A 17,422-nucleotide genomic window follows, 5' to 3' on the forward strand; every position below is an offset into this window, starting at 1 on the left:
TTGCTAACGCGAGTTACGAGCTTCGCAGCGCTGGGAACGAAATCTGACATTAAGCGAAAGCGACATGGCCTCCCTGCAGGAGCGACGCAAGTCGCGACCGCGAAAACGAAACTACGGCGCATGCCTCGACGTTGCCGAGATGTCGCGGTCGCGGCTTGCGCCGTTCCTACAGGGTGGACATGCGGCCGCGCGACCTGTGCTTGAACTGACGCGCGACAGGCGGATCCAGGATGGCCTGAGTCGATCAGCAGGAGCCGCCAGCCTAGGCCTCGGCTGAACAGGGCATTCTCGGCCGGCCGCCAAATTTCCAAAGATGAATGCGGCTCTCATTGCCCTGAGCCCCATTCATGTTGCTTCTCTGCAACAAGGCACTCACACCTTGGCTTATAAAGTGCGACGCACGGCACATTTTGTGTCGTAAGCCACCGCATTAGCGATCGGCGCCAGCCGTTCGACGGAGGGGGGTTCTATCCGGGCTTAACAGCCAGGACGGCCGCCGTCGTACGGGAGGAGAGCGGGCGATCGCTGCCTACAGGGGAGTACGTCGTTGATGATCCAGTCTTCCACCCAGCGCACGCCGCATGGGCGGCGCCGGTTCGGCCTGCTCGCGTTGATGGCCCTGGCCGCGTTGCCGGTGCAGGCGCAGGTCCAGCGCACCTTCGTCAATCTGGGTTTCGAACAGCCCGACTTGGGCACCAATGCCTGCGTGGGATTCTTCGCCGGGCCGCAGCAGGTCACCGGCTGGAACACGACGCATCCGTCCGGCGTTACCGGCGGTTGCGGTGTCATCGGCAATCCGGTCACCGGCCCGCTGATCGAGTTGTGGGGCAACAGCTTCGGTTCGGTGCCGGCGCGCGCCGGCAAGCAGCATGCCGAACTCAACGCCAGTCAGGCCTCGCGCATCTTCCAGAACATCTGCCTGACCAACGGCGAGGTGATCAACTGGCGGCTGAGCCATCGCGGCCGCAATTCGGCCACCACTCCGGACGTGATGAGCTTCGGCATCAACGCGATCGCCAGCACCGCGGTCGCGGTCGACAGTCAGATCGCGCGCATCGGCACCACCAACAACGGCAGCGATCGGGTCGATACCGGCGGCACCGCGTCGTCGGCGACGCAGGGCACGCTGACCATCGGCGCCAGCAGCAACGGTTGGCGCGATTACAGCGGCAGCTTCGCCTACGCCGGCAGCAGCGGCGTGCAGCAGGTCGGTTTCGCCGCTGACAGCAGCAGCGGCGGCATTTCGCTGGGTAATTTTCTCGACGAAATCCAGATCACCCTGCGGCCGTATATCGAGTTCGTCGCCACCAACGTCACCACCCGCGAAGGGCAGGCCGCGGTCCTGCCGCAGTTGCGCATCGTCGGCACCGTGCCGGCCGGCGGCATCGTGGTACCGGTGCGGATCACCGGCGGCACCGCGACGCTTAGCGGCGATTTCACCGTGACCTCCGGCAGCGGCAGCACCGTCAATGTGGCGATCGCGGCCGGCAGTTACGACAACGCCAGCTTCGCCTTGCCGATCGCGATCGTCGACGACGCGGTGATCGAGAACAACGAAACCGTCGTCTTCACCGTGCAGCCCGATTCGGCGAACTACACCCTGACGTCGACGACGACCTGTTCGGCGGCCGCGGGCCAGACGGTGGCGACGTTGACGATCAACGACAACGACGTCGATCTGGCGACCACCAAGTCGGTCGCCAACGCCGCGCCCGCGCCGGGCGGCAGCGCTCAGTTCACCGTGACCTATCGCAACAACACCGCGCGTCCGACCGTGGGCGACACCACCGCGCACGATGCGATCGCGACGCTGTCCGACGCGGTGCCGGCGGGCCTGAGCTTCACTTCGTGGACTTGCACCGCGAGCGGCGGCGCGACCTGTCCGGCCGCGAGCGGCACCGGCGCGATCGGCGGCAACGCGACGCTGCCGGCCGGCAACGGCGTGGCCGGAGGCAGTCTGAGTTACACGATCAATGCCACGCTCGGCGCCGGGCAATGCGCGGCGATCGCCAACGTATCGACCATCGCGGCGAATGCGCCTTTGGCCGAAGGTGGTTCGGCGCAGAGCGGCTTCGTCACGCCCGTGCCCGGCGGCAACGCCGACAACCGCGCGAGCGCTTCGGTCGATGCGGTGTGCGTGTCGTTGTCGTTGAGCAAGAACGACAGCAACGTGAGCTACACGCCCGGTGGTCTGGCCACGTATCGATTGCGCGCCTGCAATATCAACGGCCCGGATTCGGCGAATGGCGCGACCGTGAGCGACAACCTGCCGGCGGGCGCGACCCTGAGCGGCCCGTGGGCCTGCGCGAGCGCGGGCGGGGGCGGCAGTTGTCCGGCCAGCGGCGGCGCGGCGGGAGGCAACAGCGTGCAGATCAGCGGCGCGATGTTGCCGCTCGGCGCCTGCATCGAGGTCGACGTGCCGGTGCGTTTCAGCGCCAATCCCGCGGACTATTGAGGCATGGCCATGGCTGCGATCGGCGGATGCCGACGCGGCCGTGGTCTCTCGTCGTCACGGAGTTGCGACGGGATGCGGTCCGGTCGAAAGCATCAGCACGCACGCCGCATTCGCCGGATCGGCGAGCCGCAGGCAGCCGTAGGCGATGCCGGCCAGGCCGACCATCAAGCCCAGAGGCCGTTCGCGTGGCGAGCGGCCACCGCAATGCCAGTGCGGATGGCTGTGTTCGATCAGGGCCGCGCCGAGTGCGCGGCATTCGACGAGCGCGTCGCGATCGCCGCGCAACGCGGCGTGCTGGATCAGCAGATCGAGATTGCCCCATTGGCCGTGGCACAGGCAGTGGCCGCCGCTGAGTCCGGATTCGCGTGTACTGTCAATGCATTGGTGCAAATCTTCGTGCCAGACCGCATCGCGCATTGATTCGGGTAGTAACAGCCGCGCGAAACCGACGCCGGGTGCGCCGTGACACCACGAGTGGATGTCGCGCGCGGCATCGGGCTCGTGGTCCGGCGTGGCCGCGGGTTCGAACAGATCGTACCAACGCTGTCCGCGCTGTCGGTAAGCGTTGCGCTCGTAACGCAAGGCCTCGCGCGCGAGCCGCGATGTGGCCTCATCGCCGGTAAGCGCCGCATGCCCCGCCAATGCGGCGGCGATGCCGGCATTGCCGTGAGCGAAGCCGCTCAGGCCGCGTTCGGGCGAAGCGGGGCAGCGCCAGCATGCGCCGTCGTCGTCGTGCTGCGCATGTTCGATCAAGTGTGCAGCGCAAGCGTCGATAACGGCCAGCGTCTGCGCGCTCGGGCGCAGGCGTTGCAGTTCCAGCAACACCAGCAGCGCGCCGGCGGCGCCGCTGATCAGATCGAGATCGCGATCCGCGGCGAGGCGTTCGGCGATGTGCGGTACTACAGCCGCGGCTTCGTCCAGCAGGTCCTCGCGCTGCCAGCGTCGCGCCAGTACCAGCAAGGCATACATCCAGCCGCTATATCCCGACCACGGCCCGACGGATGCGAGCGCGTGCGGATTTTCGCGCCATTGACGCCGACACGCGGCCAGTACGCTTTCGGCGGCGCGGGTGAAGCGGGGCAGGCCGCTTTGCGCGCCCAGTTCGGCGAACATCAACATCACGCCAGGCAAGCCCTCATACAAGGTCAGGCCCATCGGCGCGAGCGAGGGCTCGGGACGGTTGCGGTATTCGGGCTGGAACCAGGCGCGTTCGCCGCCACCCTTGAACGACAAGTTCAATAGTTCGTCGCCAAGCGCGATGGCGGTATCGAGCGCAAGCGCGCGATTTGCATCGTCGTCGGAGTTGCTGGCCGCACGCGTCTGCGCTGAGCCGCGCTCGGCTTCGATCGCCGACCATGGCCGCAGGCTTTCCAGCGATTGGGCCAGCGCATACGTCTGCCGTCGGCGATCGCGCTCGGACAGGATCCGCAGCCGGCGCCGCGCTTCGTCGCGGCCGCTGCGCGCGAACACCGCATCGATGCTGTGGCCGTCGCCGTCCTGCACACCGGTGCCGTCGACGGCGATGGTGAAACGCGGCACGTCGCCGCGCAGCAGCGCGTCGCGCTCGGCGGCCTGGGTGCGGGCGAGGAACGGCCACTCGCGTTGTCCGACTTCCAGCCGCGCCAGCACCGCATCGCGTTGCTGCTGCGACTGCAGGTGCTGCGGATGCGACAAGGCATCGAGCAGACGGGCATAGATGTGGGTCGAGCGCAGCAACGCACGCGTTCGCAGGCTTGCGAACGGCGCCAGCAGTCCGTCGTCGAAATTGAGTTTTGGTTTGAGTCGCAGTAATCCGCGGTAGGTTCGATCGAAGCCGTCGACGATCGCCTCGCTGTGCAGATGCGGCGCGATCCGGCGACCGTCGGCGAGATGCGGCAGGTTGCGCCCCGGCGGCGCGACCGACTCGGTCGGCGCCAGACGCAGTTGGTCGCTGCCGGCGTCGACCGCGCGGCGCGTGTCGAAGCGGTATTCGGCCCAGGCCAGGCCGCTGAGATCCTGCGCGCCGGCTTCGTTGCGGCCGCCCGGCAACAGGCCGGAAAACACCACCGACGGCGCGTACGGACCGCTGGATCGGGTGGACGGTTGCGATGCGGCGGCGCGCGTCATCCACGGCTGCAATACCGTTTCCAGATCGATCACGATCGGGTATTCGCCGCAGGCGATCAGGTTTTCCAGATGCAGGTCGGTGCAGGCCAATACATACGCGATCGCGATCAGGCCGCCGTAGCGGTGGTAATAGCGTTGCGCGGCCTGTTCGTCGGCGAGCGGCCGGTGTTCGATCCAGGCGGCGTAACCGTGGTCGCCGCGGTCCAGGGTCGTGGCCGCGGCTTGCACGGGTTCGATGCCGTGCTCGGCCAGGCGCGCGAGAAACGCCGCGTAAGCGCCGTCCATCGCCAGCGACCGCGGCTTGTACAGCGCTCGGCCGTGTTCGAAACGCAGATCGATCACGCTGCCGCCGTGATCGTGGCGGTCGCCGAGGCCGCAGTCGAAGTCGAGCAGGCGGCCGGGCTCATCGTTACCGTCGAACAGCAGCGCGAGTCGCGCGCGATCTTCGCTCAGGCGTTGCGCGAATCGGTTGAGAAAGGCTTCGGTGCGCAGCGCCTGCGCGGCGATATCGTCGCTGAGCAGGCGATAGCGATCGTCGAGTTCGCGCCGGCCCGCGGCGCTGTCGATCCAGTCGAGAAAGTATTGGTGGCGTTGTTGCGGCGTGTCGCCGCGCAGACTGCCGCGATGGCGCGCGATCGCCAGTTCCAGCAGCAGGCTGCGCTGACTCCAGGCCAATGCCGGCGCGGCGAAGGCATGCTCAATGCTCGCGCGCAGACGGTCGAGATCGAAGGCGTGTCGATCGCGCAGCGCAAGGCCGCGCCACTGCGCCAGGCAGCGCTCGCGCGCCGGCGCGATGATCGGTTCGGCCCAGCGCAGCAGCGGCCGCAGGGCCGGGTCGATGGAATCGTGTTGATGCGAAAGGATCGGGGTATCGCCGTAGGCCGGATGCCAAGCGGGCTGCGCCTCGCGGTGCAGCCCGCATCGATCACTGGAACGCCGGCGTCACTCGCGGCAGTTGTGGCAGCTGGTGTAGACGCAGGACAGGCTGAGCAGATTGCTGGACAGGTCGACCAGCTTGTCGTCGCTCAGATCGGGCGAGCCGATGCTTTCGATCAGCAGACGGTTGAGGGCGTCCTGTGAGATTTCCGCATTCATGGGCATGAAACTCTCCTAAGCAGTGCGTGGTACGAACCGTTCGCGACGACGCGGTCGGGTTCGCGTGGCGTGGTCGTGCGATTGCTGGACGGTGAACCTTGCAACGCGTCTGCACATCCGTCCGTATGCGCAAAACGATCGACCGCGCGTTTTTATCACGTTGACACCGGGCATCCGCGCGCGGCATCACAGAACGTCAGGTGTAACTGTTTACGCATGACGCCCGTCATCTTCGTGAGCTGCGAAGTGCATGCGGTGATGGCGTTGCCGGCGACTACCAAGAAAGTGGTGGCGATATGGCGCGCAACGAAATCCGATCGCGGCGCAGGCGATTACTCGCCGTATCGCCGCACGCCTGCCATGTTCGGCGGCGATGCTGATGCGCTAGCGACAGGCGCGATGTCGGCTTGGCGAAACCCGCGACGCCGCAGCGCATTCAGCTTGCCGTCCGTCCAATTTGACCGGCGACGCAGCTGAACTGTGACCGGCGTCATCCAGTCAGCACGGCATGTGCCGACGGGTTCTTGCTAGGCTCCCAAAGCCACGGTACGGAACCGTATGTGCTCGTCACTACGGCAGGGGAAAGTCACCGTGCGCGTCGCTCGATCTCCCGCCCATTGGCGGGGTAAGCATCACGTCCCGCCTGCCGGCGGGCTTAGGGGTAGTCCAGCAGGTGCTCAGGAGGAGTCCACAATGGCAGCGGTAGATATTCATGAAGTATTCGCCGATCCGGCGGTGGCCGATCTGGCCGAAGCCGTCGCCGACGGCGAAGTGGCCGACATCCGGCGTCTGGCCGAAGGCGTGGATTTGCGCAGCCACGGCGACAAGAACGTCACCTTGCTCGAATGGGCGGTGCTCAACAAAAGTCTCGACGGCTTGAACGCCTTGCTCGATCTGGGCGCCGATCCGGCCGAACCGGGCATCGACGGCAGCACCGTCGTGCATCTGGCGGCGATGGCCAACGATCCGGCCTATCTCGACGCGTTGCTCGCGCACGGCGCCGATCCGGACACCGTGCATGCGCACACCGGCGCGACGCCGTTGAGCGCGGCGCTGATGGGCGAGCGGCCGGAGCAGTTCAAGCGCCTGCTGGCCGCGGGCGCCGACGTCAATCACGCCGACCGCATGGGCAACACCGCGTTGCATGTGGCCGGCAAGATCAATCAGCCCAATCACGCGCTGACGCTGTTGCAGGCCGGCGCCGACGCGCGCGCGCGCAACGCTCAGAACGTCACCTTCCAGCGTTATCTGTTCATGACCCCGGCCACGCTGTTGAACGCGACCACGCGGCAGGACCGCGATGCGCTGATCGCCTGGCTGGGCGAACACGGCGTCGCGGTGGAAGGCTGATAACGCGCACGCGCCGCGGCGCGACAGCGACGCGATATTTTCGAAGCGAGCAGGAATTCCAAGGATTCAGGGAGATCGAAGCATGAGCCAGCAGTCCGTCCCACCCGCCAATGGCGAGCCCTCGTTCGCGGATCAGGTCCGCGGTCTGGACGCCAAACCGATCGACAAGACGCTCGCCCGGATCATGGACGACCTCTACGATCAGGGCCCCGGCATCGACGGCTTCAAGCCGCTCAGCGCCGAACAGTTGCGCGGCGCGGGCATCGATCCGTCGACGCTGGAAAACAAGGATTCGGGCTTTCTCGCCCGCGTCTACGGCGACGACAAGGGCCATTACGTGCTGGCCTATTCGGGCACCGACGAAGGCAAGGACTGGCTGACCAATTTCCGCCAGGGCCTGGGTTTCGAGGATGCGCAGTACAACCAGGCGATCGCGCTGGCGCGCGAGGCCAAGGTCGCGTTCGGCGACGAGGTGGTGATCACCGGCCATTCGCTCGGCGGCGGCCTGGGCGGCGCGGCGTCGATCGCCAGCGGCATTCCGGCGGTGACCTTCAATTCCTCCGGCGTGCACGACAAGACCCTGGAGCGGCTCGGCATCGATGCCGACGCGGCCAAGGACGAGGTCAAGGACAATGGCCAGATCCGCCGCTATTCGGTCAAGAACGAAATCCTGACCGAGTTGCAGGAGCACAGCATCCCGCTGAAGTGGGCGATGCCCGACGCGGTCGGCCACAAGATCGAGCTGCCCGATCCGGATCCGCAGTCGTTCTGGAAGCGGATGATTCCGGGCAACGGCATCAAGCACGGCATCGACATCCACTACATCGACGCGGTGATCAAGGCGCAGGAGATGGCGTCGCCGGAAACCGCCCGCACCGGCATCAGCGCGAGTGATCCGACGCGTGCCGACGTGCGCGGCAACGTCAACGCCGAAGTCGGCATCGCCGCGGCGGCGGGATCGCGCGGCGACGCGCAGGCGACGGCGCAGTTGGCGCACCCGTCGCATCCGAACCACGGCTTGTACGATCAGGCGCTGCGCGGCCTGCACGGCATGGATGGCAAGGCGATGGATTTCCGCGGCGAGCAGGGTTATCGCAATGCCGCCACCCATGCGGCATTGGATGCGCGCGCCAACGGCATGGATCGGATCGACCACGTGGTGCCCGGTCGCGACGGCGGCGGTTTCTTCATCGTCCAGGGCGGCCTGGCCGACCCGGGCAGCCGCCGCGCCTTCGTCGATGAAGCGCGCGCGTTGTCGCCGCCGCCGCAGGTCGCCGCGCAAGCCCAGCCCGCGCCGGCCGAGACGCAACAGCAGCAGGAAACGCGACGCGCGGTGATGAGTTGATCGGCATCGCTTGATACGAAACGCACGACGGCCTTCGGGTTGCCGTCGCTTTGGAGCACAGCAAACGGCGGCCCTGGTGGTCGCCGTTTGCGTTTATCTCGTTCAGTTTTTGTAACCGCGCTTAAGTCGAGGGGTGCGGGATATGCGGCGCCGGTTCGTCTGAACTAAGACGTCCATCCCCCGAAAGGACTCGATCGCATGACGGACCATGCCCTCGACGATCTGCCCGCATTGCGGGCCGAGCTGCTTGTTCCCGATTCCAGCAACCGCAACCGCCGCCGCGTCGCCGGCGACGGACTCAAGCGTTTTCCGCGCGATCCGGTGGTGCTGTATGCGTATATCGCCAGCCATATCGGCGACGCCATTCAATGGAGCGCGCCCGACGGCGACCGCAGCCGTTATCCGTGGACGCTGGGCCGCGCTTTGGCCAGCGCCTTCGATCTGCTCGCCCAGCCTCCCGCCGCGGCCGGCGCGATCCGTCCGGCGCTGCTGCGGGTGAGCAATGTCGCCGCCGCGCTGTTGGCGCTGGAAGACCGGCCCGATGCGGCGAGCCTGGAACAGGCCGGTCGGCGTCTGGATGCATACCGCGCGCTGCGCGATCAGCCGCTGAGCGATCACGAGAAGGCCGACTGGTTTCCCGACAGCCACTACCGTGCCGCACGCGGCCGCCTGCGCGCATGGCAGGCGGTGCTGAAATCGCCGCGCGAGGCCGATGAGGACTTCGCGTTCCTGCCCGATTACCTGGAAGCGCGCGACCTGCGCTGGGCGTTCGATCCGTTGGTGCTGTTGCCCGAGTTCCAGCATTGGGCGTTGCAGCGCATCCGTCGCGAGCGCGAGGCGAACGGCGTCCGATCCGCGCGCGCGACGATTGAATTCGATTGCGTAGAGTCGTATCGCAACCACGCCACGGTGTCGGACAAGCAGATGCCGGCGTTGATCCTCGGCCGCCTGCTGGCCGCGCTCGTGGTCGGCCGGCCGAACCTGGTGTCCAACGCCTGGCGTTTGAGTCAGTTCAAGTTGCCGTGCGCGGCCGCGTGTCTGCAGGCGCTGTTCGCGGCCGGGCTGGATCCGGATGCGAGTTTGAAGGATGGGCAGACGTTGTTGCAGAACGCGATCGAGAAGGCCGATCTGGCCGCGGTGCAAGCGTATCTCGACGCGGGCGCTGCGTCATCTTGCGCGTCGGTTGAGGCGGCTTCGGTGCGCGGCGCGCGTGGGGCGATGGCTGCGGCGGTGAGGGTGCGGTCCAGTTCGACGGCGTGAGCGTGTTTGCTGGGTTATGTCTTGGTGATGATCTGCATTGATCGATCCTCGCGTAAATCATCGCCCACTTTGTAAAAGGGGGCGAGCGCCTGACGTACTGCGATACAGGTGAACCTGGCGGCGCGGGGCATTTGCTTTGGCTCTGCGCAGTACGAGCAAAAGCAAATCCCCTGGGCCCCCTCTACAAAGGGGGAATCCTTCGGGGACCAACGCTTTACGTTGATAGATCGTCGGGTAAATGATCGCCCAGTTTGTAAAAGGGGGCGAGCGCCTGACGTACTTCGATGCAGGTGAACCAAGCGGCGCGGGGGATTCGCTTCTGCTCTCGCAGTTGCCGTCGCTCACAACCCTCAAACCTTCCAAGACCCCACCGGCTGCCGCACCGCCACATTCAACCGGTTCCACACGTTGATGTTGGCGATCGCGACGATCAGCGCCGACATCGCGGTGTCGCTGTAATGACGCGCGGCCTCGGCCCAGATCGCGTCGGACACCGGTTCGGGCCGGTCGCTGATCCGGGTCAGCGCTTCGGTCAGCGCCAATGCGGCGCGCTCGGCGTCGCTGAAGTAGGGCGCTTCGCGCCAGGCCGAGACCGCGAACAGGCGTTCGTCGGTTTCGCCGTGCTGTTTGCCAATCTTCGCGTGCATGTCCACGCACACGCCGCAGCCGTTGATCTGGCTGGCGCGCAGTTCGATCAGGATCAAGGTGGCGTCGGCCACGCCCTTGTTCTCGACCGAGGCCTTGAGCGCCCACAGCGCCTTCATGCTGTCGGGCAGGATCACGGCGGGGTTGTGCATGCGAGGCGTGTGGTTCATGGCGGTGGCTCCGGGGTGGTGGGCGTTGGCAACGCGGGTCGTTATCGATTCGACGAACGACCCGGCGCGCGTGTGACATCCGCCAACGATCACCCAGTGCCCGCGCCACCGGCCGCGCCGTCGGGCGACGGCGCGACCCCGACGAAGGCTTACTTGAGCCGCTGCAGCAACACTTTCGCCACATCCACCGCCGACGCCGGATTCTGCCCGGTGATCAGCTCGCGATCGGTCACTACGTTCGAAGTCCACGGCTGAGTGTTGCTGCGATAGCGCACGCCGGCCTGTTCCAGCGCGGTCTGCGGATAGAACTTCATCTCGCCGCCCTTGAGTTGCGGCTTGGCGATGGTTTCTTCCTGGTTGCTGATGACGGTGACTTGATAGCCGGCGTAGATCCAATCGGGCGGCGCGCTCGCCTTGCCGGTCTGCGCCAGTCGCGCGCTGAACTGTTGCGCCTGCGGCAAGGTCGACAGCAACGCGATCGGGCCGTGGCAGACCAGCGCGGTGGTCTTGTTCCTTGCGTGGAAATCGCTCAGCAAGCGGCCCAGCGCGGGACTGTCGAGCAGGTCCTGCATCGGCGCGTGGCCGCCGGGGACATAGACCGCGTCGAAGCGGTCGTAGCCCAGTTGCTCGACCCGCGCCAGGCTCATCACCGGCGAGGTGTCCGGCGAGTTCAACGCGAGTTTTTCCAGCAAGGCCTGATGCGTCTGCAATGCAGCCGCGTCGCCGCCGAAATACATCGCATCGACCGAACCGCGGTCCAGGGTCGGCGCGCGACCGAGCGGGGTAGCGAAGCTGACTTGATGGCCGGCATCGAGCAACAGTTTGACCGGCTGCATCAGTTCGTTGAGGTAGAAGCCGGTGGCGAAGGTCTTGCCGTGCTTGAGTTCGAGTTGGTCGGCATCGGACAGCACCACCAGTACGTGGCCGGCGTGGGCGCTGCCGGCGGCGAGGATCAACGCCAGCGAAGCGGCGAGAGCATAAAAAGTTTTCATCGGAAGTTTCCTGAAGTGGTATGCGAGGTTCACGCCGAGGCGCGCGCGAGCAGGCTGTCGCGCAGGGCCGCGCCGACGCCGCCGGCCGATTGCGGGTTCTGTCCGGTGATCAAGCGACCGTCGACCACGACCTTCGCGGTCCAGTCCGGCGCCGGCTGGTGCAACGCACCGCGCTGGCTGAGCGTGCTCGCGAGCAGGAACGGCACCTCGTCGGCCAGTCCGACCGCGCGCTCTTCGTCGTCGGTGAACGCGCTCACGCGTTTGCCGGCGACCACGTATTCGCCGTTGGACAACATTACGTTTACCAAGGCGGCCGGCCCATGACATACCGCGGCGACCACACCGCCCGCCTCGTAGATCTCGCGAGTAACCCGTTGCGCTGCTGCACTTTCCGGAAAGTCCCACATCGCGCCATGCCCGCCGGCGAAGAAGATCGCCGAGTAACGCGACGCATCGGCGTCGTCCAACTTCAAGGTCGTGCGCACGGCCTGACGGAAGCTCTCGTCGTTCCAGTAGCGCGCGTTGATCGCATCGTCCACGTCCAGGCCGTCGACCGGCGGCTCGCCGCCCTGGATCGAGGCGAACTCGACCGCGATGTCGGCGGCGTCCAGTTCGGCCAGCGGGTGGGTGACTTCGCCGAGGTAATAACCGGTCGGTTGGCCCGTCGCGCCCTTGAGCGCGTGGCTGGTCAGCACGAACAGCACGGGTTTGAGCGAGGCGGCGGAATTCGGGTTCATGGTCTTGGCCTGCGGGGAGTGAGCGGGCACTGTATTGTGCCCGTTGGCGGCGATAAACTCGGCCAAGGGCAAATAATTTGTTCTTTGGAGGCAAAGATGAGCCGTCGATTCGACCACCTGGGCGACGTGGAGGCCTTCATCGCGGTGATCGAGCACGGCTCGCTGACCGCCGCCGCGGTGGCGTTGGCGACCACGCCGTCGGTGATCAGCCGGGCGATCGTGCGGCTGGAAACCCGTCTCGGGACGCAACTGCTGCGGCGCACGACCCGGCGCCAGGGCCTGACCGAGGCCGGGCGCCTGTACCAGGAGCACGCCCGCGCCGCGTTCGCGCTGATCGACGATGCCGAGCGCGCGATCCAGGGCCAGGACGGCGAACTCAGCGGACGCGTGCGCCTCAGCGTGCCGACCACCTACGGCCATTACCGCTTGCCCGCGGTGTTGCAACGCTATCTGCAGCGCTATCCGGGCGTGCAGGTCGAACTCAATATCGCCAATCGCAATGTCGATCTGGTCGCCGAAGGCTTCGACCTGGCGATCCGGCTCGGCGCCTTGCCCGACAGCGGGCTGGTCGCGCGCAAGCTCGAGGACGCTTCGCTGTGCGTGGTCGCCTCACCTTCGTATCTCGAACGCGCCGGCCTGCCGCGCGATCTGGGCGATCTGTCGAAGCACGCCTGTCTGCCGTTCGAGATGCCGAGCACCGGCCGCATCGCGACCTGGTTGTTCCGCGACGGCGAACGCGATATCGACTGGACGCCGCCGTCGACGCTGCGCGTGTCCGAGGACGTGCTCGGCGTGGTCTCGCTGGCCGAGCACGGCGCCGGCATCTGCCAGAGCTACGACTTCATCGTCGAAGAACGCCTGCGCCGCGGCGTGCTGGTCGAACTGTTGCCGCAACTGCGCGGGCGCTCGCGGCCGTTCTCGCTGATCTACGCACCGCACCGGCGTCTGTCGGCGGCGTCGCGGGCGTTGATCGACATGCTGACCGGCGAGGCCTAGGCGCGGCGCATTGCGACGCGCCGCATTGTCGCGACGCGGTGATGCGATCGCTGCGATTGCATGCGGCGTCACAGATCCAGACCGGGCACCACGACGCGATTGCTCCGCCGCGCGGCATCGCATGCAGTCATCGCGGCCGATGGATACGCCAAGGTGTGGTCGCGCATCCGCGCCGGACTTTCCACAACGGCCGCTAAACCCGCGCCGCGTTGCCGGACTTATGGCCGAGCAAGACGGCGGTTTTTTAAAGAACTCTTAAAGCCCGCTCGCTAGTTTCGCGGGAGTGCAGCCGCCGCCGTCGCACTGAGTCATTCCTCCCCCCACTTCAGGACTTCCCCCATGCGCCTCGTTCGCGTCGTAACGCCGTTCGTGCTTCTGCTTCCGTTTGCGGTATCGGCCCAGGTGCGGCAGGAGGGCGAGGAGCGCGCGGATGTCGCGCCGTCCAACTGGAGCATCGGCGTCGCCGGAGGAATCCGCACCGAGCTGTACGCGGGCGAGGGCAACCACACCCGCGCGGTTCCGTTCTTCGGTTACGAGGGCGAGCGCTTCTATTTCCGCGGCATCAGCGCCGGCTATCACCTGATCCAGAACGAGAGCTTCGTGCTCGACGCGTTCCTGTCCGGCCGTCTGGACGCGATGGACGCCAACGACTTCGGCCGGCGCGAGCTGGCCCGCCGCGGCATCAATCGCGATCTGCTCGAAGACCGCGACGACAGCGTCGACGCCGGCGTGTCGGCGAGCTGGCGCGGTTCGGCCGGCGAAGTGCAGCTCGAACTCAAGGGCGACATCGCCGATGTCAGCGGCGGTTACGAGGCCGATCTGAGCTACCGCTATCCGATGAAGGCCGCCGGCCTGCTGATCACGCCCACGGTCGGCGTCAGCATGCTGTCCAAGGATCTGGCCAACTACTACTACGGCACCCTGGACGAAGAAGTCGCGCGCGGCGTGGTCAGCTATCGCCCCGGCAGCGTGACCATTCCGTATGTCGGCGTCAGCCTGGCCAAGCCGTTCGCGGAGAAGTGGCGCTTCATCGCCAACCTGACCTATCAGGTGTTGCCCGATGAGATCAGCGACAGCCCGTTGATCGCCGAGGACACCGACGGCGTGGGCCAGGCGTTCTTCGGCGTGTCGCGCAGTTTCTGACGAGGGCGTCGCAACGGGTACGAGCTTGCTTCACGAGTCTTGTTTCGGCGGCGCTTGATTTGCGCGGCCGTTGATGAGCTCCGAGCGGTGCACATCCGCGCCGCCCATGCACGAACGGCGCGGATGCGTGCGCCGCTCACTCAGGATCGGCGCGCCGACGCGCCGATCGTCACCGGCATCACCGAGCCAGGAGTTATTGCGTATGCGACAAACCGCGGTTCCCCTGTCACTGCCGCAAGGCGCCGGCCTGATCGAACGCGCTTTCACCCGCTTGCTGCTGCGCATGGTGCAGGTCACCCGGGTCGAGGCGCCGCAACCGGATTTTCGTTTCATCACCCTGCAAGGCGAATCGCTCGAGCATTGCGACTGGCTGCCCGGCGACAAAGTACAGATCAAGCTCGACGGCGGTCTGCAGACCCGCACCTACACTCCGTTCGAATTCGATCCGCTCAGCGGCCGCATGCGCATCGTCGGCTATTGCCACGGGCCCGGCCCGGGTGCGGAATGGGTACGCAGCGCGCGTCCCGGCGAAGCGAAGGCGGTGTTCGGTCCGCGCGGCTCCTTGAATCTGCAGAACCTTGCGTCCTGCACGGTGCTGTTCGGCGATGAGACCTCGTTCGGACTCGCCGCCGCGTTGCGTCGCGACGAACCGGGCCTGCATTGCGTGTTCGAAGTGGTCTCGCCGACCCAGTCGCGCGCGATCTTGCAGGCGCTGGGGCTGGAACACGCGCGGGTAATCGAACGCCGCGCCGACGACAGTCATCTCGACGAAGCCATCGATGCGATGCGGCGCAGCGCCGAAATCCGCACCAGCTTCGTGCTGACCGGCCGCGCGCCGGCGATCCAGCGCGTGGGCCGCGCGCTCAAGGCCGACGGCACCGCCGCGAACCAGTTGCGCAGCAAGCCGTACTGGGCGCTGGGACGCAAAGGGCTGGACTGAGAGGCGCGGGCTGCGTTCAGTACAGCGGCGTGCCCGCCTCGTAGGCGTCCACGAACGCCTGCCAGTCCAGTTGCGTCTGCGCCGCGTAATCGAAGGCGAACGCGCGCAGTTCCGACTTGAAGCCGCTGCGGCTCGTCACCGCCTCGGTGACCTGCTTGTCGATGCTGTAGCCGACCACGGTGGCGTCGTAGTCCTGATCGGCCAGGGCATGCGCGCTCGCCAGGGCCTGGCCTACGTACTGCGCGGCGGTGTTGAACTTGCCCGCGCTGTCGAGCTTGGCGACGTCGAAGTCTTCCTGGAACGGCGACTTCTCGTGCACGTAGAAGGGCAGGCCGCCGATGCTGGCATGGCCGATCAATACCTCGGCATTGACGACCTGGGACTTGGCCGTGCGCGCCACCCGCATGCCTTGATGGCTTTCGTACGCCGATGACGGCAGGCGCCCGGGCGCGGCGGTCGCCACCGCGCTGACCGCCTGCTGTTTGAGTTCGAGGATCACGTCATCCGAGGCAGACGAGGTCGCGCCTTCGATCAGCGCGTAATAACGCAGCTTGCCGAGGCTGCCGACACCCGAACCGAGTTTGCGATGCACGTCCTTGATCGTGTAATAGCTGCTCGCATAGCGCTTGGAGGCGGCGATCGAACCGACGTAGGCGGGCATCGCCGCGGTCACGTCGCTGTAAGTCGCCGCCGGCACCGCGATCAGATCCGGCAGGTTCTGGAAACGCCGCGCGCTGCCGCGGAGCGCGGTGTATTTCGCCAGCAGGTTCGCGCGGGTCTTGCCGTCGGCCTTGTCGATGGTGTCGTCGACCACACCGGTGGTGGCGTCCTTGTCCAGGCGGAAGCTGGCTTCGCCGTTGCTGCCCTTGAACTGCGCCATCTGGTCGAGATAGGCGCCGAGCATAGTGTCGATGGCGGCGCCGATGTCGGCGTCGCCGCGGCCGTTGTCGCGGCCGGCGAGGACCATGCTGGCGGCGAGCCGGCGCAGGTCCCACACGTACTGGCCGAGATAGCCTTCGTCGAAATCGGCGACTTTGAACACGGCCTTGCCGCTGCTGTCGCGCGCCGCGTCGAAGTTGCCCAGGTGGGTGTCGCCGCCGATCCAGGTGGTGCTGGTCTGCGCGGTCGCATACGCCGAGGCCGGTCGGGTCGCCATGTCCTGGAAGAAGAGGTGGTCGCTGCCGCGATAGAAGTCGTAGGCGCTGCGCGCCATCGTCGCCAGCTTGGTGTCGAGTTCGCCGCTCGTGGTGGCCGCATACGGATGGTTGTAGTCGCGGATCTGCGCGACCAACCAGTTGTCGCGCGCGCTGGCCGCGTCGGCGTGGCCGCCGACGGCGCAGGCGGCCAGGGTGAGGGCGAGCAAGGCGATGCGGGGTGTCGACATGGGCGGGTTCCTGGGCGTGAGTGAGCCGGCCGCAGCGCGGCCGGCCCGCACAGTCCAGCATCGGCCTGTGTCAGCGATGCGTCGGCGCTGCGGAATCAATCGATGCGGCGTCAGCGATCGTGTATCGATCGATTCGGAGTCAATCGAACCGGCGTCAATCGATCCGGTACACCCGCGCCTTGGGCATGTCCTCGTCGACCTGCATGAACCAGCGCCCGGCAACGCCCGGGACCACGACGATCTCCGGCGTGACCATCGGCTTCTTCAGTTTCATGCTGCCCTTGAGCACCTTCCACTGCTGGCCGTTTTCCAGTTCGAACACGGTGCCCGGCTCCCAGCCGCTGACGTCGTGCTTGAGCCGACTCTTGATCGGCTCATCGTTGAGACCGATGAACTGACCGGTGCCGGGCGCGCGCACCGGCGGCGCGCCGGCGCCGACCTGCGGGCCGTCGATGGCTTGCGGCACCGGCTCGGCGACCGCTGCCGTGGACTTGGCGTCGGCTTCGCGCAGCATCCGATTGAGCGTGGCCAGTTGCTCGGCAGACAGACCGACTTCGCGCAACTGATCCGGCGTCAGCCGTTGTTCCAGTTCGACATACGGCGGTTTGGCCTGAAGCGGAGCGGACAGCAGCAGGGTCAGCAGCAGAACCAACTTGAAATAACGCATTGCGGGCATGGCCTTGATTGAGTGCGCTCGACAGGTCGGATCGCGGACCACGCGCAGCGGGATTCGATCAATTTATGGCTGTTTCGTGACAAATCGGAGACAGCGGGGCCGGAGGCCGGGTGTCGGTGGTGCTGAAG

The 17,422-nt window shown here is 66.6% G+C and carries 15 protein-coding genes; 8 read left to right on the plus strand and 7 right to left on the minus strand.

From position 1 onward, the window contains the following. Positions 1-550: 550 nt before the first annotated feature. Positions 551-2,455, plus strand: a complete 1,905-nt coding sequence (locus ASD86_RS13255) for a DUF11 domain-containing protein (RefSeq protein WP_056111134.1) — start codon at positions 551-553, stop codon at positions 2,453-2,455. A 54-nt stretch (positions 2,456-2,509) separates the two neighbouring features. Here the strand turns inward: ASD86_RS13255 and ASD86_RS13260 are convergent, their stop codons facing one another. Both ASD86_RS13260 and ASD86_RS26755 read right to left on the minus strand, forming a co-directional pair. After that, positions 2,510-5,476, minus strand: coding sequence for a type 2 lanthipeptide synthetase LanM family protein (locus ASD86_RS13260; RefSeq protein WP_082578327.1), 2,967 nt, complete (start codon positions 5,474-5,476; stop codon positions 2,510-2,512). A gap of 27 nt (positions 5,477-5,503) precedes the next feature. Further along, entirely contained in the window at positions 5,504-5,662 is a 159-nt protein-coding gene (locus ASD86_RS26755; protein ID WP_157476595.1) for a hypothetical protein, read from the minus strand. 210 nt (positions 5,663-5,872) lie between these two features. Here ASD86_RS26755 and ASD86_RS13265 point away from each other — a divergent pair, with 210 nt between their 5' ends. The 4 genes from ASD86_RS13265 to ASD86_RS13280 all read left to right on the plus strand — a co-directional run bounded on the left by ASD86_RS13265 (position 5,873) and on the right by ASD86_RS13280 (position 9,611). Next, entirely contained in the window at positions 5,873-6,133 is a 261-nt protein-coding gene (locus tag ASD86_RS13265) for a hypothetical protein (RefSeq protein WP_056111139.1), read from the plus strand. A gap of 216 nt (positions 6,134-6,349) precedes the next feature. After that, on the plus strand, positions 6,350-7,006 hold the full coding sequence (locus ASD86_RS13270; protein ID WP_056111141.1) for an ankyrin repeat domain-containing protein: 657 nt from the start codon (positions 6,350-6,352) through the stop codon (positions 7,004-7,006). 82 nt (positions 7,007-7,088) lie between these two features. Further along, positions 7,089-8,351: an XVIPCD domain-containing protein gene (locus ASD86_RS28305; protein WP_056111143.1), complete on the plus strand. Its 1,263-nt coding sequence runs from the start codon at positions 7,089-7,091 to the stop codon at positions 8,349-8,351. Positions 8,352-8,549: 198 nt separating this feature from the next. Further along, entirely contained in the window at positions 8,550-9,611 is a 1,062-nt protein-coding gene (locus ASD86_RS13280; protein WP_056111145.1) for a hypothetical protein, read from the plus strand. A gap of 350 nt (positions 9,612-9,961) precedes the next feature. Here the strand turns inward: ASD86_RS13280 and ASD86_RS13285 are convergent, their stop codons facing one another. The 3 genes from ASD86_RS13285 to ASD86_RS13295 all read right to left on the minus strand — a co-directional run bounded on the left by ASD86_RS13285 (position 9,962) and on the right by ASD86_RS13295 (position 12,155). Continuing rightward, positions 9,962-10,426, minus strand: coding sequence for a carboxymuconolactone decarboxylase family protein (locus ASD86_RS13285; RefSeq protein ID WP_056111147.1), 465 nt, complete (start codon positions 10,424-10,426; stop codon positions 9,962-9,964). A gap of 149 nt (positions 10,427-10,575) precedes the next feature. Further along, on the minus strand, positions 10,576-11,418 hold the full coding sequence (locus ASD86_RS13290) for a type 1 glutamine amidotransferase domain-containing protein (protein ID WP_056111149.1): 843 nt from the start codon (positions 11,416-11,418) through the stop codon (positions 10,576-10,578). A gap of 29 nt (positions 11,419-11,447) precedes the next feature. After that, positions 11,448-12,155: a type 1 glutamine amidotransferase domain-containing protein gene (locus ASD86_RS13295; protein WP_056112694.1), complete on the minus strand. Its 708-nt coding sequence runs from the start codon at positions 12,153-12,155 to the stop codon at positions 11,448-11,450. A gap of 96 nt (positions 12,156-12,251) precedes the next feature. On the opposite strand from ASD86_RS13295, the gene ASD86_RS13300 reads away from it, so the two are divergent. The 3 genes from ASD86_RS13300 (at position 12,252) to ASD86_RS13310 (ending at position 15,234) form a co-directional block, all read left to right on the plus strand. Next, entirely contained in the window at positions 12,252-13,151 is a 900-nt protein-coding gene (locus ASD86_RS13300; RefSeq protein ID WP_056111151.1) for a LysR family transcriptional regulator, read from the plus strand. A gap of 339 nt (positions 13,152-13,490) precedes the next feature. Then, a complete protein-coding gene (locus ASD86_RS13305) occupies positions 13,491-14,294 on the plus strand; it encodes a MipA/OmpV family protein (RefSeq protein ID WP_082578329.1) in 804 nt (267 codons plus the stop codon). Between the two features lie 202 nt (positions 14,295-14,496). Continuing rightward, positions 14,497-15,234, plus strand: a complete 738-nt coding sequence (locus tag ASD86_RS13310) for a siderophore-interacting protein (RefSeq protein ID WP_056111153.1) — start codon at positions 14,497-14,499, stop codon at positions 15,232-15,234. 16 nt (positions 15,235-15,250) lie between these two features. Here the strand turns inward: ASD86_RS13310 and ASD86_RS13315 are convergent, their stop codons facing one another. Both ASD86_RS13315 and ASD86_RS27850 read right to left on the minus strand, forming a co-directional pair. Then, positions 15,251-16,618 carry a DUF2252 family protein gene (locus tag ASD86_RS13315; RefSeq protein WP_056111155.1) on the minus strand — a complete coding sequence of 456 codons (1,368 nt, stop codon included), beginning with the start codon at positions 16,616-16,618 and terminating at the stop codon, positions 15,251-15,253. A gap of 154 nt (positions 16,619-16,772) precedes the next feature. Next, complete coding sequence (locus tag ASD86_RS27850; RefSeq protein WP_235567751.1) at positions 16,773-17,294, minus strand: hypothetical protein; 522 nt, start codon at positions 17,292-17,294, stop codon at positions 16,773-16,775. Positions 17,295-17,422 lie beyond the last annotated feature (128 nt).

The sequence above is a fragment of the Lysobacter sp. Root690 genome (assembly GCF_001427785.1).
Taxonomy (GTDB): domain Bacteria; phylum Pseudomonadota; class Gammaproteobacteria; order Xanthomonadales; family Xanthomonadaceae; genus Lysobacter.

Coding starts and splice junctions, on each gene's coding strand:
- ASD86_RS13295 (WP_056112694.1), bottom strand. CDS start 12,155: ATGAACCCGAATTCCGCCGCCTCGCTCAAACCCGTGCTGTTCGTGCTG.
- ASD86_RS13310 (WP_056111153.1), top strand. CDS start 14,497: ATGCGACAAACCGCGGTTCCCCTGTCACTGCCGCAAGGCGCCGGCCTG.
- ASD86_RS13305 (WP_082578329.1), top strand. CDS start 13,491: ATGCGCCTCGTTCGCGTCGTAACGCCGTTCGTGCTTCTGCTTCCGTTT.
- ASD86_RS27850 (WP_235567751.1), bottom strand. CDS start 17,294: ATGCCCGCAATGCGTTATTTCAAGTTGGTTCTGCTGCTGACCCTGCTG.
- ASD86_RS13290 (WP_056111149.1), bottom strand. CDS start 11,418: ATGAAAACTTTTTATGCTCTCGCCGCTTCGCTGGCGTTGATCCTCGCC.
- ASD86_RS13265 (WP_056111139.1), top strand. CDS start 5,873: ATGACGCCCGTCATCTTCGTGAGCTGCGAAGTGCATGCGGTGATGGCG.
- ASD86_RS13270 (WP_056111141.1), top strand. CDS start 6,350: ATGGCAGCGGTAGATATTCATGAAGTATTCGCCGATCCGGCGGTGGCC.
- ASD86_RS13315 (WP_056111155.1), bottom strand. CDS start 16,618: ATGTCGACACCCCGCATCGCCTTGCTCGCCCTCACCCTGGCCGCCTGC.
- ASD86_RS13280 (WP_056111145.1), top strand. CDS start 8,550: ATGACGGACCATGCCCTCGACGATCTGCCCGCATTGCGGGCCGAGCTG.
- ASD86_RS28305 (WP_056111143.1), top strand. CDS start 7,089: ATGAGCCAGCAGTCCGTCCCACCCGCCAATGGCGAGCCCTCGTTCGCG.
- ASD86_RS13285 (WP_056111147.1), bottom strand. CDS start 10,426: ATGAACCACACGCCTCGCATGCACAACCCCGCCGTGATCCTGCCCGAC.
- ASD86_RS13300 (WP_056111151.1), top strand. CDS start 12,252: ATGAGCCGTCGATTCGACCACCTGGGCGACGTGGAGGCCTTCATCGCG.
- ASD86_RS13255 (WP_056111134.1), top strand. CDS start 551: ATGATCCAGTCTTCCACCCAGCGCACGCCGCATGGGCGGCGCCGGTTC.
- ASD86_RS26755 (WP_157476595.1), bottom strand. CDS start 5,662: ATGCCCATGAATGCGGAAATCTCACAGGACGCCCTCAACCGTCTGCTG.